Source organism: Methylobacterium sp. AC433 (assembly GCF_979253015.1).
Genome location: NZ_CEEDBN010000001.1, coordinates 249,874 through 265,977, shown reverse-complemented (window position 1 = coordinate 265,977; position 16,104 = coordinate 249,874). Strand labels below are relative to the sequence as shown.

The 16,104-nt window shown below is 71.2% G+C and carries 16 protein-coding genes; 7 read left to right on the top strand and 9 right to left on the bottom strand.

The features are described from left to right. Positions 1–153: 153 nt before the first annotated feature. On the bottom strand, positions 154–489 hold the full coding sequence (locus AC0IWM_RS01255) for a hypothetical protein (protein ID WP_471752705.1): 336 nt from the start codon (positions 487–489) through the stop codon (positions 154–156). Positions 490–785: 296 nt separating this feature from the next. Between AC0IWM_RS01255 and AC0IWM_RS01250 the strand changes: the two genes are divergently transcribed. Both AC0IWM_RS01250 and AC0IWM_RS01245 read left to right on the top strand, forming a co-directional pair. Next, positions 786–1,499, top strand: coding sequence for a Crp/Fnr family transcriptional regulator (locus tag AC0IWM_RS01250; protein ID WP_243214531.1), 714 nt, complete (start codon positions 786–788; stop codon positions 1,497–1,499). Further along, positions 1,496–1,744 (top strand): hypothetical protein, encoded by a 249-nt coding sequence (locus tag AC0IWM_RS01245; RefSeq protein ID WP_471752704.1) that lies wholly within the window; start codon positions 1,496–1,498, stop codon positions 1,742–1,744. Before AC0IWM_RS01250 ends, AC0IWM_RS01245 begins: the two co-directional genes overlap by 4 nt. A 120-nt stretch (positions 1,745–1,864) precedes the next feature. Here the strand turns inward: AC0IWM_RS01245 and AC0IWM_RS01240 are convergent, their stop codons facing one another. The 4 genes from AC0IWM_RS01240 to AC0IWM_RS01225 are packed head-to-tail and all read right to left on the bottom strand — an operon-like array spanning position 1,865 to position 4,575. After that, positions 1,865–2,710: a VOC family protein gene (locus AC0IWM_RS01240; RefSeq protein WP_471752703.1), complete on the bottom strand. Its 846-nt coding sequence runs from the start codon at positions 2,708–2,710 to the stop codon at positions 1,865–1,867. After that, a complete protein-coding gene (locus tag AC0IWM_RS01235; RefSeq protein WP_471752702.1) occupies positions 2,707–3,609 on the bottom strand; it encodes an SMP-30/gluconolactonase/LRE family protein in 903 nt (300 codons plus the stop codon). Before AC0IWM_RS01235 ends, AC0IWM_RS01240 begins: the two co-directional genes overlap by 4 nt. 4 nt (positions 3,610–3,613) lie before the next feature. Continuing rightward, positions 3,614–4,072, bottom strand: coding sequence for a cupin domain-containing protein (locus AC0IWM_RS01230; protein ID WP_471752701.1), 459 nt, complete (start codon positions 4,070–4,072; stop codon positions 3,614–3,616). A gap of 8 nt (positions 4,073–4,080) precedes the next feature. Further along, a complete protein-coding gene (locus AC0IWM_RS01225) occupies positions 4,081–4,575 on the bottom strand; it encodes a DoxX family membrane protein (protein ID WP_471752700.1) in 495 nt (164 codons plus the stop codon). Positions 4,576–4,864: 289 nt separating this feature from the next. On the opposite strand from AC0IWM_RS01225, the gene AC0IWM_RS01220 reads away from it, so the two are divergent. Both AC0IWM_RS01220 and AC0IWM_RS01215 read left to right on the top strand, forming a co-directional pair. Beyond that, positions 4,865–6,427 carry a GMC family oxidoreductase gene (locus AC0IWM_RS01220; RefSeq protein ID WP_471752699.1) on the top strand — a complete coding sequence of 521 codons (1,563 nt, stop codon included), beginning with the start codon at positions 4,865–4,867 and terminating at the stop codon, positions 6,425–6,427. After that, entirely contained in the window at positions 6,424–7,341 is a 918-nt protein-coding gene (locus AC0IWM_RS01215; protein WP_471752698.1) for an alpha/beta hydrolase fold domain-containing protein, read from the top strand. Before AC0IWM_RS01220 ends, AC0IWM_RS01215 begins: the two co-directional genes overlap by 4 nt. Positions 7,342–7,366: 25 nt before the next feature. On the opposite strand, the gene AC0IWM_RS01210 is transcribed toward AC0IWM_RS01215, so the two are convergent. Together AC0IWM_RS01210 and AC0IWM_RS01205 are read right to left on the bottom strand one after the other, a co-directional pair. Beyond that, positions 7,367–8,755, bottom strand: coding sequence for a glycosyl hydrolase (locus AC0IWM_RS01210; protein ID WP_471752697.1), 1,389 nt, complete (start codon positions 8,753–8,755; stop codon positions 7,367–7,369). Between the two features lie 238 nt (positions 8,756–8,993). After that, positions 8,994–10,148, bottom strand: coding sequence for a GGDEF domain-containing protein (locus AC0IWM_RS01205; protein WP_471752696.1), 1,155 nt, complete (start codon positions 10,146–10,148; stop codon positions 8,994–8,996). A 202-nt stretch (positions 10,149–10,350) separates the two neighbouring features. Between AC0IWM_RS01205 and AC0IWM_RS01200 the strand changes: the two genes are divergently transcribed. The 3 genes from AC0IWM_RS01200 (at position 10,351) to AC0IWM_RS01190 (ending at position 13,279) form a co-directional block, all read left to right on the top strand. Then, positions 10,351–11,421, top strand: a complete 1,071-nt coding sequence (locus AC0IWM_RS01200; protein ID WP_471752695.1) for a tyrosine recombinase XerC — start codon at positions 10,351–10,353, stop codon at positions 11,419–11,421. Between the two features lie 22 nt (positions 11,422–11,443). After that, positions 11,444–12,769, top strand: coding sequence for a leucine-rich repeat-containing protein kinase family protein (locus AC0IWM_RS01195; protein WP_471752694.1), 1,326 nt, complete (start codon positions 11,444–11,446; stop codon positions 12,767–12,769). A 147-nt stretch (positions 12,770–12,916) separates the two neighbouring features. Next, complete coding sequence (locus tag AC0IWM_RS01190; RefSeq protein ID WP_471752693.1) at positions 12,917–13,279, top strand: hypothetical protein; 363 nt, start codon at positions 12,917–12,919, stop codon at positions 13,277–13,279. Positions 13,280–13,398: 119 nt separating this feature from the next. Here AC0IWM_RS01190 and AC0IWM_RS01185 read toward each other — a convergent pair whose 3' ends face one another. Then, the gene (locus tag AC0IWM_RS01185; protein ID WP_471752692.1) at positions 13,399–14,169 is read right to left on the bottom strand and encodes an SDR family NAD(P)-dependent oxidoreductase; all 771 of its coding nucleotides are present in this window, start codon (positions 14,167–14,169) and stop codon (positions 13,399–13,401) included. 126 nt (positions 14,170–14,295) lie between these two features. Beyond that, the gene (locus AC0IWM_RS01180; protein WP_471752691.1) at positions 14,296–15,927 is read right to left on the bottom strand and encodes an alpha-D-glucose phosphate-specific phosphoglucomutase; all 1,632 of its coding nucleotides are present in this window, start codon (positions 15,925–15,927) and stop codon (positions 14,296–14,298) included. Positions 15,928–16,104: the final 177 nt, after the last annotated feature.

Here is a 16,104-nt window from a genome sequence, read left to right as displayed (position 1 = left end):
TCATGGCCAGGCCTCAAGAGCGGTTGAATCTCGCAGCCCCGATGCCAACATCTCGGATGACTTCGGGAGATCCCGTACTCGCGCGCGGATCTTCCATTCCCCGATCGAAGTGCCTCCTTCCCAAGGTCAGCGCTCCGATAGGGGCCGGGCGGCTCAGGTCTCAACAGCTGCAACCGCCCGGCCCTGCCCTGTTGCCGGAAGCTGGTGCGACGGCATCCGTCGGACTCCCGTGCTGCGCTCCGGATTGGGGCCAGACGGAATCAGACGGTCATACTCGGCCTCGGGCAGGCCGTCGCTGCTGGCGGCGAGGGCCTCCAGGGCCTCGCGATCCAGCGCCCTGATCCGTCCGTGCCGAGGCAGTGTCGCGTGCCCGCAGGCGGTTTGCCCGATTTGCATGATCTGAATTTGGACGAACCGAGGCAGATGGGTGCGGAGAGGGGACGCGGCATCCGCCGCAGCCATCAGGCGATCGGCGTTGATCGCCTGCATCTCCCCGGAACCGGGACAAAGGCGTAATGCAGGCGTATTCGGGCATTGACTCCCCGTAGCGCCACCGATCCGACCGCCTTACCGACGGCGATGGCCAAAGTTGGCGCCTCCACATCGGTCTTCATGCTACAAGGTGACGACGGTACAGCCTGATCGATCCATCGGGTTCCGATGCGCCATCCCTGCCCGCGTTGGACGGTCCGAGGTTTAACCTTGAACGGTCGAACTCGCCGTCATCAGACCCGCCCAAGAAAGGCATCTTCGCAATGAGCCTCACCGCTGGCGCCGATCTCAGCATGCTCATTCGGAAGTTGGAGACGATCATCACGGTCTCCGACGCGGAGCGTCGGGCGATCGAAGGCTTGCCGGTGACGCGCCGACAGCTCGGCGCGCACCAAGACATCGTGCGCGATGGTGACCATCCCAAGCAGTGCTGCCTCCTGCTGGATGGCTGGACCTTCCGCTACAAGCTCCTGGACGAGGGCAAGCGCCAGATCCTGTCGGTGCACATCCCGGGCGACATCCCCGACCTGCAGAGCCTCCATCTGCCGGTGATGGACCACAGCCTCAGCACCCTGACGGCCTGCACCCTGGCCTTCATTCCGCATGAGGCGCTGCTCGAACTCACCCGCACGCATCCCGGCATCACGGCCGCCCTCTGGCGCGATACCCTGGTGGATGCCGCGATCTTCCGGGAATGGATGACCAATATCGGCCGGCGCTCGACCCTCGGCCGGATCACGCACCTGTTCTGCGAAATCTACCTGAAGCTCCACGCCGTGGGGCTGGCGCGGGACTTCACCTGTGAGATGGCCCTGACGCAGGGCGACATCGCCGACGCGATCGGCGTCTCGAACGTCCACGTCAACCGCGTGCTGCAGGAACTGCGCGGGCAGGGCCTGCTGACGCTCCAGGGTCAGCGCCTCGTCATCCACGACTGGGACGCGCTGACGAACCGCGCGGAGTTCGACCCGGCCTATCTGCATCAGAAGAGGCCCGCCGTGCCATGACCCTGAGCCTCCAGCCCGTCCGGATCCGGACCGAGAGCAGGGACGAGGAAGGCCGGCTGGTGCTGGCCGAAGGGATCCTCGTCGCGATCCTGGTCCGGCTCTCATCGGACCATGGGGCGGAGGCCGGATGCTGGTTCCTGGAGGTGGGTTTCGGCAGGCTCGGGTCGCCGCGGCCGGCGCCCTTCGTCGATCTGGCCGAGGCGCTGACCTGGATCGCGGCGCAGGACGTACCCTCAACCGGCTAGCGGGCACGCGACGGCGTCAGCGCAGCCCGGCCGAGAGCGACGAGAATGGCGCTTCCGAGGAGCGTCGCGTCTGCTGTCCAGCCAACCGGACCGGCGGGCGCGCCGGTCCGGAGCCGGGTCTCAGGTCAGCCGCAGCCGGTGGCCATCCGGGTCGCGGATCTGGCGGGGGGCTCCACCGGCGCCGGCGAAGACCAGGACGGTGGCGGCGATGTCGTGGTCGCCGCAGGCCTGGCCGTCTCGGGGAAAATCCCCTGCATAGTCAAGGAGTTCGACGTGCGGCGTCGGTGCCCCCGGCGGGTGCAGGCCGGTCACGGTGACGTGCGGGTCGGGCACGCGATCGAGCCGGGCCTGCTCGGGACCGACATTGGTGGAGCGTGCCCCCATCGTGAAGCCGAGGGCTTCGTAGAAGGCGAGGCTCGCGGCGGTGTCCGCCACCGAGAGGGCCGAGTGGTCGATGCCGAGGCAGGGATCCGGCCCCGCCCGGCGCCAGGCCTCGGGTATGCCACCAAGAGGAAACTCAAGGAATTCAAGGGGATGCCCCTCGGGGTCGCGGAACTTGAAGGCGCTCACCCCGCCCGAGGCTGCGGGCAGGCGCTCCGGTCCGGCCGTCGAGATCGGGCGCCATCCCGGCGTCGCCGACAGGCGTGCGAACGCGGCCGCCATGTCCGAGACCACGATGGCGACGTGCTGGAACAGGGGGCTCCAGCCCGGCACGTCGTCGGGATAGGGCCGGCCCGGCCGGTCGAATCCGACGAGGTCGACGTGCTGTGCGCCGAGGCTGAGGGACACCACGGACTCGCCAAAAGTGGTTCGCCGGTCGACCAGGGGTCGTGTCGAGGTCACGCGGGAAAACCCGAGCGCCGCCGTGAAATACCGCGCCAGTATTTCAGGATCGGCGCTGACGAGGCGGATCCGGTCCAGGCACAGCGTTCCGGCTCCGATGTCCGGCCTCGCGCCATCCGTCATGGGGTCTGCGCGCCGCGCCGGTTGAGGAAGATCGCGTAGAGGGTGTGCGAGCCGCCGATGAACAGGCGGTTCTTCATCCGGCCGCCGAAGGCGAGGTTCGAGACCCGGTGGGGCACGAAGATCTTGCCCATCAGGTTGCCGGACGGGTCGATGCAGTGGACGCCGTCGGCGGCGCTGCTCCAGACGTTGCCGTCCTCGTCGACCCGCATCCCGTCGCAATAGCCCGGCGCGACGGTGTGGAAGACCCCGCCGCCCGAGAGGGCCAAGTCCGGCCCGACATCGAAGGCGCGGATGAACTGGCGCGGGTTCGGCCGGCTCTGGTCGCCGGTCTCGGCGACGTAGAGCCTTCGCTCGTCGGGGGAGAAGGCGAGACCGTTCGGCCCGTCGAAATCGGTGGCCATGGCGCGGATCGCGCCCGAGCCCGGATCCAGGCGGTAGAGCGCCGGCGGCTGCTCCGAGACCTGGCGTCCGCCCTCGTAGTCGTTGGCGATGCCGTAGACCGGATCGGTGAACCAGATCCCGCCGTCGGAGGCCACCACCACGTCGTTCGGGGCGTTGAGGCGGCGCCCCGCATGGTGGGTGACCAGGGTGGTGACGGCGCCGTCGTATTCGGTCCGATACAGGCAGCGGTTCCGGTGCGAGCAGGCGATCAGCCGGCCCTGGCGGTCGCGGGTCTGGCCGTTGGCGAAGTGCGAGGGCGCCCGGTAGACCGACAGCCCTTCGGCCTCGCTCCAGCGCATGGTGCGGTCGCGGGGCAGGTCCTGGAACAGGAGGCAATCGGCATCCCCGAACCAGACCGGCCCCTCGATCCAGCGGAAGCCGGTGGCGATCTCCTCGAGTTCGGCATTGCCGAGCAGGTACCCGGCAAAGCGCGGATCGACGATCTCGAAGCCCGCCATGACCCTAGCGGAACCGGCACGGGGTGGCGACGGTCGGCGGCGAATCGAACTGCACCACCATCAGCACGGCGGGCTCGGGCCCGACGGTGCCGGAGAGGTGCCCCTGGCGCCCGTCCCGCTCGCGGGTGTTCTGGTCCTCCCCGAAGGAGATCTCGCCAGGTCCCATCTCGACGCGGGTGCCGTCCATGGATTCGACGAACCAACGGCCCGAGAGCGGGATGATCCATTGGGGCTTCGGGTTCTCGTGCCAGGCCCCGGTCCAGCCCACCGGCTGCACCGTGACCATCACGGTGGCGCCGTCATGGGTCTTGGTGCCCTGCCATTGCGGGTCGGCCGGCGGCTGCATCGACTTCATGTCGAAGTCGGTCAGCGCGCAGCGGGTCTGGTGGCTGACGCCCTCGGAATCGGTCCAGAGGTGCCAGTAGGGCACGCGCGGTTTCTCGGGGGCGGTCTCGTCAGGCATGAAATCTCTCACGGAATCGCCCGGGCGGGCTCGGAGACGGGGGTGGTGCGGTAGGGCTGCGACGAGGCCAGCGGGTCGTCGAGGAAGAGCCGCACGGTGTCGGCCCCGGTGCCGAAGGTGATGAGCAGAAACCCGCCGGCCAGGGCGAAGTTCTTCAGGAAATCCCAGAACAGGCCCCGGCCCTCGCTGTCGCCGCCGGCCCAGAAATCGCCCGGGCGCCAGAACTGCTTCCACAGGAGGGCGGTGACGCCGCAATAGCCGGCGAGCACGAAGGCGGCGGCCCGGTCGGCGATGCCGGTGAGGATGCCGACCGACATCACCACCTCGACGAAGAGCCCGGCGAGGATGAGCCCCCGGGCGAGCCCGGCACTGGCGACCCGCTCGCGCGCCTGCCCCACGGCGCCCCGGAAGTTCAGGATCTTGTCCAGGGCGCTGAAGGGCAGGAACAGCAGCACCAGGAGGAGCCGGACCGCGAAGGCGACGACGAGGCTGAGGGTGAGCACGGAGCGGTCCAGACCTGAGACGGGCGCGAGGGGCGGCCCCGGAGACGCCGGGAGCGCCCCCGCGACGGTGACGGCGCCCGGAGCGGAGGCCGGCCCCGAGCGCCGGCTCCCCCAAGCGAACGTGATGCCATCGGCGGTTGAACGCGGCACCCGCGCGCCGGTTCAAACGTTCGAAGCGTCGGATGCCTCGCGGCGGCGCGCGCCGCCGCCGGGCGGCCGGCACGGCGCTGGCATCCGTGGCCCGCCCGGGCCGCGGCACGGACTCTCGAAGGACCCGCGAAGGACCCCCATGAGCGAAGAGCATTACGACGTGGTCATCGTGGGCTCGGGGCCGGGCGGCGGCACCATGGCCTGGCGCCTGGCGCAGACCGGCAAGCGCGTGCTGCTGCTGGAGCGCGGCGGCTACCTGCCGCGCGAGCGCGAGAACTGGGACAGCCAGGCCGTGTTCGTGGATGCGCGCTACCAGGCGCCCGAGACCTGGTACGGCGCCGACGGGCGCACGTTCCACCCGGGCCTGCACTACTACGTGGGCGGCAACAGCAAGGTCTACGGCTCGGTGCTGCTGCGCCTGCGGACACGCGACTTCGACGTGGTGCGCCACCCCGACGGCGACGCGCCGGAATGGCCGGTGAAGTACGACACCTTCGCGCCCTACTACCAGGCGGCGGAGGAACTCTACCACGTGCACGGCCTGCGCGGGGAAGACCCCACCGAGCCGCCGGCGGCCAAGCCCTACGCCTACCCGCCGGTCTCCCACGAGCCGCGCATCCAGGAGCTCTTCGACGGGCTCAAGCGCGAGGGACACCGGCCCTTCCACCTGCCGGTGGGGGTGCTGCTCGACGAGCGCGACGGAAAGGCCCTGCCGCACTCGGCCTGCATCCGCTGCGACGCCTTCGACGGCTATCCCTGCCTGACCAACGGCAAGGCCGATGCGCAGATCGTCTGCGTCGACCCGGCCCTGGCCCGGCACCCGAACCTCACCCTCTGGACCGGCGCCTACGTGGAGCGCCTCCTGACCGGCCCGAGCGGGCGCGCGATCACCGGGGTCGAGCTCGTCCGCGACGGGCAGCGCCGCACGGTGACGGGCGACATCGTCGTGGTGGCCTGCGGCGCCCTCTCCTCGGCGCTGCTGATGCTGCGCTCGGCCAACGACGCGCACCCGCAGGGTCTCGCCAACGCCTCGGGCCAGGTCGGGCGCAACTACATGCGCCACAACAACGCCACCGTGCTCGCCGTCTCGCGCACCCCGAACCCGACGAAGTTCCAGAAGACCCTCGGGCTGAACGACTTCTACTTCGGCGCGGACGACTGGGACTTTCCGCTGGGCCACATCCAGATGGTCGGCAAGTCCGACGGCACCCAGATCCACGGCGAGGGCCTGCCGGGCTTCCTGCAATGGTTTCCCGAAAAGCCCTTCGACTGGATCGCGAAGCATTCCCTCGACTTCTGGCTGACCTCTGAGGATCTGCCCCGGCCGGAGAACCGGATCTTCTACGAGGGCGGCCGGGTCCGCCTCGACCTCACCGAGAGCAACATGGAGGGGCATGCCCGCCTGAAACAGAAGCTGCGCGACCTCTGCGGCAAGCTCGACGTGCACCCGCACCTGTTCGACCGCTCGCTCTATCTGGGCAAGGACACGCCGATCGGCGGCACGGCGCACCAGGCCGGCACCCTGCGCTTCGGCGAGGACCCGGCGACCTCGGTGCTCGACCTCGATTGCCGCGCGCACGGCATCGACAACCTCTACGTCACCGATGCGAGCTTCTTCCCCTCGATCGGGGCCGTGAACCCGACGCTGACGATCATCGCCAACGCCCTGCGGGTGGGCGACCACATCGCGGCCCGGCTGTGACCAGCCTGCCCGCGCGCCTCCTCGGCCTGGCGATCCGCCTCAGCGGGCGCCGGCGCGGCCTCGCCGAGGCGGACCGCGACCCCGAGGCGGCGGTGGCCGGGCGCCCGCGCCCGGCCCGGCCGACGCCCGCCATGCGCCGGACCCTGGCGGTGACCTGGGAGATCCGCGACGGCTTCGAGGTCTACCGTCTCGCGCCGCGCACGGGCGCCCGGGCGGGCCGCGTGATCTACCTGCACGGGGGCGCCTATACGAGCCCGATCACCCGCATCCACTGGCGCTTCATCGCCCGGCTGGTCGCCGCCACCGGCCTCACCGTCACGGTACCGCTCTACCCACTGACGCCGGAGCATGCCTGCGCCGACATCTGTGCCTTCGCGCTGGCGCTCTACCGGGCCTGCGCGGAGGCCGATCCCGCGGCGCCGATCGTCCTGATGGGCGATTCCGCCGGGGGCGGCCTCGCCCTGTCCCTGGCGATGCAGCTCCGCGACGGGGCCGGACAGGCCGATCCGCCCGGCCCCGCCGGCCTCGTCCTGATCTCGCCCTGGCTCGACGTCACCACCTCCGACCCGTCCCAGGCCCGGATCGAGCCCCTGGACGTGATGCTGATGCGCCCGGGCGTGCGGACCCTCGGGCGCTGGTACGCGGGCGACCGGGACCCCACGGACGAGCGGGTGAGCCCCCTCTTCGGCACCCTGCGGGGCCTGCCGCCGATCGAACTCTTCTGCGGCACCCACGACATCCTGGTGGCCGATGCCCGCCGCCTCGCCGCCCTGGCCCGGGCCGAGGAGGCCCCCCTCGCCTACCGCGAGGAGCCCGGCCTGATGCACGTCTACCCGCTGCTGGGCCTGCCGGAATCGCGCCGGGCCGAAGATCGGATCCGGGCGTTCCTGCAGGACCGGCTGGCGCGGGGGTGACGGCTCGGGACTGCGCCGACCGGCCCTAGGACGCGTCGGCGACGAACTTGACGATGATCGGGTGATCCGTGAGCCATAGCTTCAGATGGTCGGTTTCACCCGCCGTCTCGATGGGGTCGGCCCCGAGCGTCGGGTCATAGATCCTCACCGATCTCACCTTGGAGGGCATTCTGATCTCAACATCCTCTCCGCCGGACGTGCGCTCACCCCAGACGACCAGGAAAAACGCGTTCGGCTTTCCCTGCAGGAGGAGATCATGGGTCGTACCGGATGCGTTTTCGATCCGATACCGGAACCTGCGCGGCGTCTTGATCGCTTCGTTGTCGGATAGAATGGACGTGAAATTGTGTATGTAATGCGCGGCGAGCTTTGGACTGGAATCCGAATTGTAGACCCCCTGGTTTCCTGCCCCGCCCTCCCCATCCCTGAGCATGTATAGGAAGGTGTATTTCCAGCCTCGCTTGTATTGAGCAAGATAGGTGTTCAGGAGCACCGTTCCCTGGACCTTTTCCCCTCCGAAGTCCGAATGCGAGTCCCAGCCCGTTTCGGTCGTGACCTTCGGAACGTGAGGCAATTCCGCGTCGCCGTAGCCGCGATAGCCGTGTCCCCACAACTTGCCGTGGTTCCCGAAGAGGCCATCCCAGCCTGCATTCGCCAGCGGATCGGCGGCGTTCCAGGCCTGATTGTCGACGTATCGCTTCTGGGTCCCGGCCACGTAATTGTGGACATTCAGGTAATCGGCAAATCTCGTGCCCGCGGGAAAGACCGTCTCCGCGCCTTGCGGGATCTCCAGGTACTGCAGGCCGAGATTCGGACTCTGAGCGCCGACCTCCGAAACATTGAAGACCGGATATTTCGCCAGCAGAGGGTCGCTCTTGACCGCATTGTAGAGATCCCTCTGGAAGCGCGCCACGGCCGTCCAATCCGCCGGCTTCCCGAACAGCCTTTGAAAGCCCCCGCCCGTCTCTCCCTTGTAGGTTATCGGGAAGTTGTTCGGCTCGTTCGGCCCCTCGACTGAGAGCAGCGCATCGTCGCGAGCGATGTATCGCAGGCTCTCGATCGTGACGCCCAGGTCCTTCGAACTCGCGATCAGATTGGCTTTCACGCCGGTTTGTTTATTCAGGTAGACGTAACCTTGCGGCTTGCCGAAATCGTCTCGAATGTTTCGCACGCCGAGATACTTCAAGGGCGCGACATAGGATTGCGCGTCGACGCCCTGCGCGTGATGGATGCAGATCCCGAGCGAATTCAGAAAATCATCGGCCGGGATCGCGACGATTCCCGCCTGCGCGTCGGCCGGTTCGCCCGAATTCGCGATCGGGATATTCGTGCATAAAAGACTCAGGGCCACGATCCCGATGATCGGGCTTTGTCTTCCGATGGAGCGGAACCTCGAGAAGTCACAAGCACGCATGGTGGCTCCATTCGCAGGGAAGCGCCCGACAGGACTTCTCACCGAGTCTTCGCAGGCCCCTGGTCCCTCGGGCCGGTCCGGACGGCGGTATCGAACGCGGCGCCCGCTGATAAGTGTGTCACGCCGATGCCATGAGAAGGATCGGACACTCACCGATCCTCGGAGTGCCGGAGCCGTCTCGTTGGGCGGCGTGCCGGCACGGATCGCCGTGTCCGCTCGGCGCGGGCGAGGTGGGCACCTAGGCCGCGGCGGCCCAGCCGCGGGGCGCTGCGGCCTCGATGCGGTTCCGGCCGAGGAGCTTCGCCCGGTAGAGTGCGCCGTCGGCGCTCGCGAGCAGTTCGGCGAGGTCGCGGCCGTCCGGGGCGGCGAGGCCGATGCTGACCGTGGCGGGGATTCCGGGGCCGTCCGCCCGCGCGGCCGCGGCGGCGAACCGGCTCGCGATCGCGGTGCCGCGGCTGAGCGCCTGCTGGCGGTCGCATCCGGGCAGGAGCGCGGCGAATTCCTCGCCCCCCAGCCGAACCAGGAGCGCGTCGGGTCCCGCCCCGTCGCGGGCGGTCTCGGCGAACAGCTTCAGGATCGCGTCGCCGGCCGGATGGCCGTAGCGGTCGTTGATCGCCTTGAAGTGGTCGAGGTCGAAGGCGAGGAGCGAGACGGGGCGGCCGGCGAGCATCCGGGCGCCCTGCGCGAAGAAGGCGTGACGGTTCGCGAGCCCCGTCAGCTGGTCGGTGTGCGACAGGCGCAGGAGGTGCCGCTTCTCCTCCTCGCGGACCAGGGCCAGGAAGGACATCGGCATCGCCACCGAGTAGAGGACCGCCTCGTACATCGTCGCCTTCGCGACGACGGCGAGCATGTCCGGCCCGTAGCGCTGCACCAGGAGGGGGGCGACGAAGGCCCGGCCGAGGTAGAACACGGCGTGGACGGCCGAGATCGCCGCCGCGACCGGCCGGGACCGCAGGCCCCGCACCGTGCGGCCGCGCAGGAGAATCCAGGCCGTCAGCCCGCAGGCCAGCGCGATGGGCAGGGCCGAGACGTGGTTCCAGAAGGCGGTCGGGAACTGCGTGCCGGCGACCGCCCAGACGAGGGCCAGGACGCCCAGCGCCGCGACGGATGCCCGGACATGCCGCCGGCCGTCGAAACCCGCCGCGGCGTTGAGGACCAGGAGGTAGCCCGTCACCATCAGGAGGTTGGTCGCCCCCATGCCGAGGGCAACGGGGAAGCGGCTGCGGTTCATCGCGACGAGGCAGCCGAGGACGAAGGCGAACAGCCCCGCGGCCAGGATTCCGAGGAGACCGGCGCGCGCCGGATGGGCCTGCCGTTCCCAGAGCAGCAGCGAAGCCGACACCAGCAGCGTCCCGACCGTCAAGTACCAGAGGGTTTGGAGATCGATCTGCATAGCTCTGCCTGTCTCGGATCGGAGCTTACCGGCCGGCGGTTGCAAGATCTCCTACGGTTCCATCCGAGTCGTCGACATGGTTGGCGCAACGTTAAGCGCGCCTCGGTCGCCGGTCCTCGTCCCGAAGCAGGCGTGCCGGCCGGGGTCGCGGCGGCGCGCCACGGCAACGGAGCGTCAACGCCTCTCGGGCTTCAGTGGCGGGATGGCATCCTCCGCACCCGGCCCGTCCCCGCTGCCCTCGCCCTCGCCCGCCGACGCCCTGGCCTTTCCCGGGGATGCGGCCCTGCGCGCCGAGGCCCTGGCCTGGCAGGACGAGCTCGCGCGGGAGCGGCGCCTCTCGCCCAACACCGTCGAGTCCTATGCCCGGGACCTGCGCCAGTTCCTGGCCCATCGCGCCGGGCGGCACGGCCCCCCTGGCATCGCCAATCTCGTCGCCCTCAAGCCCCGGGACGTGCGCGCCTTCATGGCCGCGCGCCGGGCGGAGGGGGTCGGCGGGCGCTCGCTGATGCGGGCCCTGGCGGGCCTGCGCTCCTTCGCCCGCCATCTCGAGCGCCAGGGCCACGGCACCGTGGCGGCGCTGGGCGCCGTGCGCTCGCCCAAGGTGGAGCGGCGCCTGCCGCGCCCGATCCCCATCGCCGCCGCCCGGGCGATGACCGGGCCGGAGCTGCGGGCCGGCGAGACCCGCGAGCCCTGGATCCTGGCCCGCGACGCGGCCGTGCTGGCCCTGCTCTACGGCTCGGGCCTGCGCATCTCGGAAGCCCTCGGGCTCACCGCCCGGGACGCACCGGTGCCGGGGGTCGATGCCGTCACGGTGCTCGGCAAGGGCGGCAAGATGCGGATGGTCCCGGTGCTGCCCGTGGTCGCCGCGGCGGTGGCCGCCTACCGCGCGGCGTGTCCCTACGACCTGGCGCCGGAGGGGCCGCTCTTCGTCGGCGCCAAGGGCGGCCCGCTCTCCCCGCGCGTCATCCAGTACGCGGTGGCGGCGATGCGGGGCGGCCTCGGCCTGCCCGAGAGCGCCACACCCCACGCCCTGCGCCACTCCTTCGCCACCCACCTGCTGGCGCGCCAGGGCGAATTGCGGGCGATCCAGGAGCTGCTCGGCCACGCCTCCCTGGCCACCACGCAGCTCTACACCAAGATCGACGCCGCCCGCCTGATGGAGGCCTTCGACGCCGCCCATCCGCGCGCCGGCACCGGCCCCGCCCGGGGGGCGGCCCTGCGCGAGAAAAGCCGTGCGCCCGGTCCCCCGCCCGCGCTAGGACCGGCGGCATGATCCGACGCTCCGCCGCCCCGCGATGACCCGAGACCTGCTGGCCGCCCTGCGCCGGGGCGACTGCGCCGGCGCCCGGGCGCTGCGCTTTCCCCCCGGCCTCGCCGAGTTCCCGCGCGAGATCCTCGGGCTCGCCGACACCCTCGAACTCCTGGACCTGAGCGGCAGCCACCTCGATGCGCTGCCCGCGGATTTCGGGCGCCTGCGGCACCTGCGCGTGCTGTTCTGCTCGGGCAGCCGCTTCACCCGCCTGCCGCCGGTGATCGGGGAGTGCCCGTCCCTGAGCCAGGTCGGCTTCCGCGGCACCGGGCTCGTGGAGGTGCCGGGCGAGGCCCTGCCCCCCGCCCTGCGCTGGCTCACGCTGACGGACAACCGCATCGCGACCCTGCCCGACGCCCTCGGGGCGCGCCCACGCCTGCAGAAGCTCATGCTCTCGGGCAATGCCCTGGCGGCCTTGCCCGAGAGCCTGGCGGGGGCGCCGAACCTCGAACTGGTGCGCCTGGCCGCCAACCGCCTGGAGGCGCTGCCGGCCTGGCTGACCGACCTGCCGGCCCTGGCCTGGACCTCCTTCGCCGGCAATCCCCTCGACGACGCGCCCGGCCCCCTCGACGTGCCGGGCGTCCCCTGGGGCGATCTCGAACCCGGCGACCTCCTCGGCGAGGGCGCCTCGGGGCGCGTGCACCGGGCGCTCTGGCGCCGCGGCGGGGCCGCGGCCGAGGCGGTCGCCCTGAAGCTGTTCAAGGGCGCCATGACCAGCGACGGCCTGCCCGAGCGCGAGATGGCCGCCTGCCTCGCGGCGGGGGCGCACCCGCACCTCACCGGCGCCCTCGGGCGCATCGTCGATCACCCGGAGGGCACGGAGGGGCTGCTGATGCCGCTGCTGCCGGCGGATTGGCGGGTGCTGGCCGGCCCGCCGAGCCTGGAGAGCTGCAGCCGGGACGTCTACGCGCCCGGCCTCGCCCTGGCGCCCGCGACGGCCCTGCGCATCGCCCGCGGCGCCGCGGAGGCCTGCGCCCATCTCCACGCCCGCGGCCTCCTGCACGGCGACCTCTACGGCCACAACATCCTGTGGGACGGCACGGACGGGCGGGCCGTCGTCAGCGATTTCGGCGCCGCCTCGATCCTGCCCGAGGGCTCGGCCGGCGCCGCCTTGCGCCGGGTCGAGGTGCGGGCCTGGGGGCTGCTGCTGGGCGAACTCCTCGACCTCGCGGGCCTCGGTTCCGGCCCCTGGCGCGACCTGGAGCGGGCCTGCACCGGGCCTCGGATCGATGCGCGTCCGGACTTTCCGGACATCCTCGCCCGCCTCCCGACGATCGAGGCGTCGCGCACGCGCGGCGCCCCCGACGACTGATGCCCGACGACTGATGCACGCAAAGCACAGCCGCTGGGTGTCGTCAGCATCCGATCCGCCGAAACCCCGCCCGGGCCGGGTGCGGCCCCGATTTCGTCACGGTGGACCGCCAGGGACCACGGCCGGAATCAAGGGGTTACGGGTACCATGAAGGCATTCACCTCCGCACTGCTGCTCATCGGCGTCCTCGCGGCGCCGCAGGCGGCGATGGCCGCGAGCAAGACCACGGTGGGCGTCGGCACCGGCGCGGTGGCGGGCGCCCTGGTCGGCGGCCCGGTGGGCGCGGTCGTGGGCGGCATCGTCGGCGGCTACATCGGCGCCACCTCCGAGAGCCCGCGCCCGCGCCGCCGCCGGGTCCGCGCCGCCCGGCGGGCCGCGGTCGCGCCGCGCAAGCTGCGGGTGGCCGAGGAGCGCGCGGCACCGGTCCGCCCGGCCGCCCCGGTCGCCACCGGCAGCCTCGCCCCGGTCACCACGGCCCCCGCCGCGACCTCCTGGCAGAACCCGCGCTAGGAAGCGGCCTGCGCCGCCGGGGTCCCCGTCGGTCACGGGACACGCTGTGCCGGAAGCCCTCGAAGGCTTTGCCCGTGTGAACGGCCGGCCCGGGGCGCCGGCCTTCCCGCTCTCGCGCCTCAGGCGCCGCCCCACTGCATGGTCAGGCCGCCATCGACCACCAGGGTGTGGCCGGTGACGTAGTCGGCATCGTCCGAGGCGAGGTAGAGGATCGCCTTGGCGATCTCGTCGGGCTGGCCGGCCCGGTGCCAGGGGATGCGCTCGAGGGACTGGGCGAGCTTGTCCGGGTTCTCGAAGCGGTCGCGGGTCATCGGCGTCTCGATCAGGCCGGGCGCCACGTTGTTGACGTTGATCCGGTCCTCGGCGAGCTCCCGCGCCAGGCTGCGGCAGAGGGAGCCGACGCCCGCCTTCGACATGCCGTAGGGGGCGCTCTCCGGGGTCGGCAGGTGCTGGGCCACCGAGGAGACGATGACGATCTTGCCGCGCCCGCCCTGGGCCCGGCGGACCTTGATGAAGGCCCGGGCGCAGAAGACCGGGGCCATCAGGTTGACGCGCAGGATCTGCTCGAGCTTGCCGTCGTCCATCTCGGCCACCGGCATGCCGCTCATGGCCTGGCCGGCATTGTTCACCAGGATGTCGAGCACGCCGAGCTCCCGGGCCACCTGCGCGAAGGTCGCCGTCACCGAGGCCGGGTCGCCGACGTCGTTCTGGATCACGAGGCAGCGGCGGCCCGCCGCCTCGACCCGGCGGGCGGTCTCGCGGGCGCCGTCCGCGTCGGTGTTGTAGGTGATGGCGACGTCGGCGCCCTGGCGGGCGAACAGCTCGGCCGTCGCCTGCCCGATCCCGGAATCCGCGCCCGTGATCAGCGCGCGCCTGCCTTGCAGCGTCATGTCGGCCCGTCTCCTCGCACCGTTTCGATCGATGCGGGGACAAGGCACCGGCGCCCGGGCCTGTTCCGGGCCGCGACGCCGGATCACGGATGCCGGATCACGGGCGCCGGTGCGCCCCCTCACGCCTCAGGTGACGACGCTCGGCTCGGAGCGGCCGGTGAGCGCGGCGATGTCGGCGAGTGCGTTGGCCACCGCCACCACCGGGGCCAGCACCTCCGCCACCGGCAATTCGAGCCGGTCGGGGGCGGATTCGTAGCGCTCGACATAGACCCGCAGAGTCGCGCCCGCCGTGCCGGTGCCGGAGAGTCGGTAGACCACCCGGGCATCCTCCGCGAAGGTGACGCGCACGCCCTGCTGCTCGGTGACGGAGCCGTCGACGGGATCGACGTAGCGGAAGTCGTCCGCCGCCGCGACGGTGAGGTCGCCGAGCCTCTGGCCCGGCAGGCCGGCGAGCTTGGCGCGCAGGCCCTCCATCAGGCGCCTGGCGGCCTCCGAATCGATCTCCTCGTAATCGTGCCGGGTGTAGTAGTCGCGCCCGAACCGGGTCCAGTGGTCCCGAACCACGGCGTCGGCCGGCTTGCCCGTGACCGCCAGGATGTTGAGCCAGATCAGCACCGCCCAGAGCCCGTCCTTCTCGCGGACGTGGTTCGAGCCGGTGCCGGCGCTCTCCTCGCCGCAGAGGGTGATCAGGCCGGCATCGAGCAGGTTGCCGAAGAACTTCCAGCCGGTGGGTGTCTCGTAGGCCGCGATGCCCAGCGACGCCGCCACCCGGTCGAGCGCCCGGCTCGTCGGCATGGAGCGGGCGACGCCCGCCAGCCCCTCGGCATAGCCGGGGGCGAGGTGGGCATGGGCGGCCAGGATCGCCAGGCTGTCGCTCGGGGTCACGAACAGGCCGGGCGCCACGATCATGTTGCGGTCGCCGTCGCCGTCCGAGGCCGCGCCGAGATTCGGCGCCTGGGGGCTCAGCATCAGCGCGTAGAGGTCGTGGGCGTGGACGGGGTTCGGGTCCGGATGGTGACCGCCGAAATCCTCCCGCGGCGTGCCGTTGAGGACGGTGCCGGGCTCGGCCCCGAACACGCGCTCCAGGATGGCGTGGGCATAGGGACCGGTGACCGCGCTCATGGCGTCGAAGCGCATGCGGAAGCCGCTCGCGAACAGGCGGGTGATCGCGTCGAAGTCGATGAGCTCGCGCATCAGAGCGAGGTAGTCGGCCACCGGGTCGATGACCGCGACGGTCATGTCGCCGAGCCGGGTCTCGCCGATCGTGTCGAGGTCGAGGTCGGGACCCTCGACGATCCGGTATTCGGTCAGGGCCCTGGTGCGCGCGTAGATCGCCGCCGTGACGGTCTCGGGGGCCGGACCGCCATTGGCGGTGTTGAACTTGATGCCGAAATCGCCCTCCGGCCCGCCCGGGTTGTGGCTCGCCGACAGGATGATGCCGCCGATGGCGCCGTGCTTGCGGATGACGCAGGAGGCGGCCGGGGTCGAGAGCAGGCCGCCCCGGCCCACCAGCACGCGGGCGAAGCCGTTGGCGGCCGCGATCTTCAGGGTGGTCTGCACCACCTGGCGGTTCAGGAAGCGCCCGTCGCCGCCGAGCACCAGGGTCGTGCCCGCCCGGTCGGGGATGCAGTCGACGATCGCCTGGACGAAGTTCTCGACGTAGCGCGCCTGCTGGAAGACCGGCACCTTCTTGCGCAGGCCGGACGTGCCCGGCTTCTGGTCGTCATAGGGCGTCGTCGGGACGGACGTTACGGACATCGGTCGAGCACTCCTGAATCGCCGCGCTCAAGAACGCGGTTTGTCCGCGCGGGTCAATCGGCGACGGCCCGCAGGGCTGGCTGGACAGGCACCGGCAGGGATCAGGCCGCCGCTGCCGGGGGCCGGGCGAAGCATCGCGCCGACGGGCATCGGGATCGTCCAGAATAGCGGCGCGGC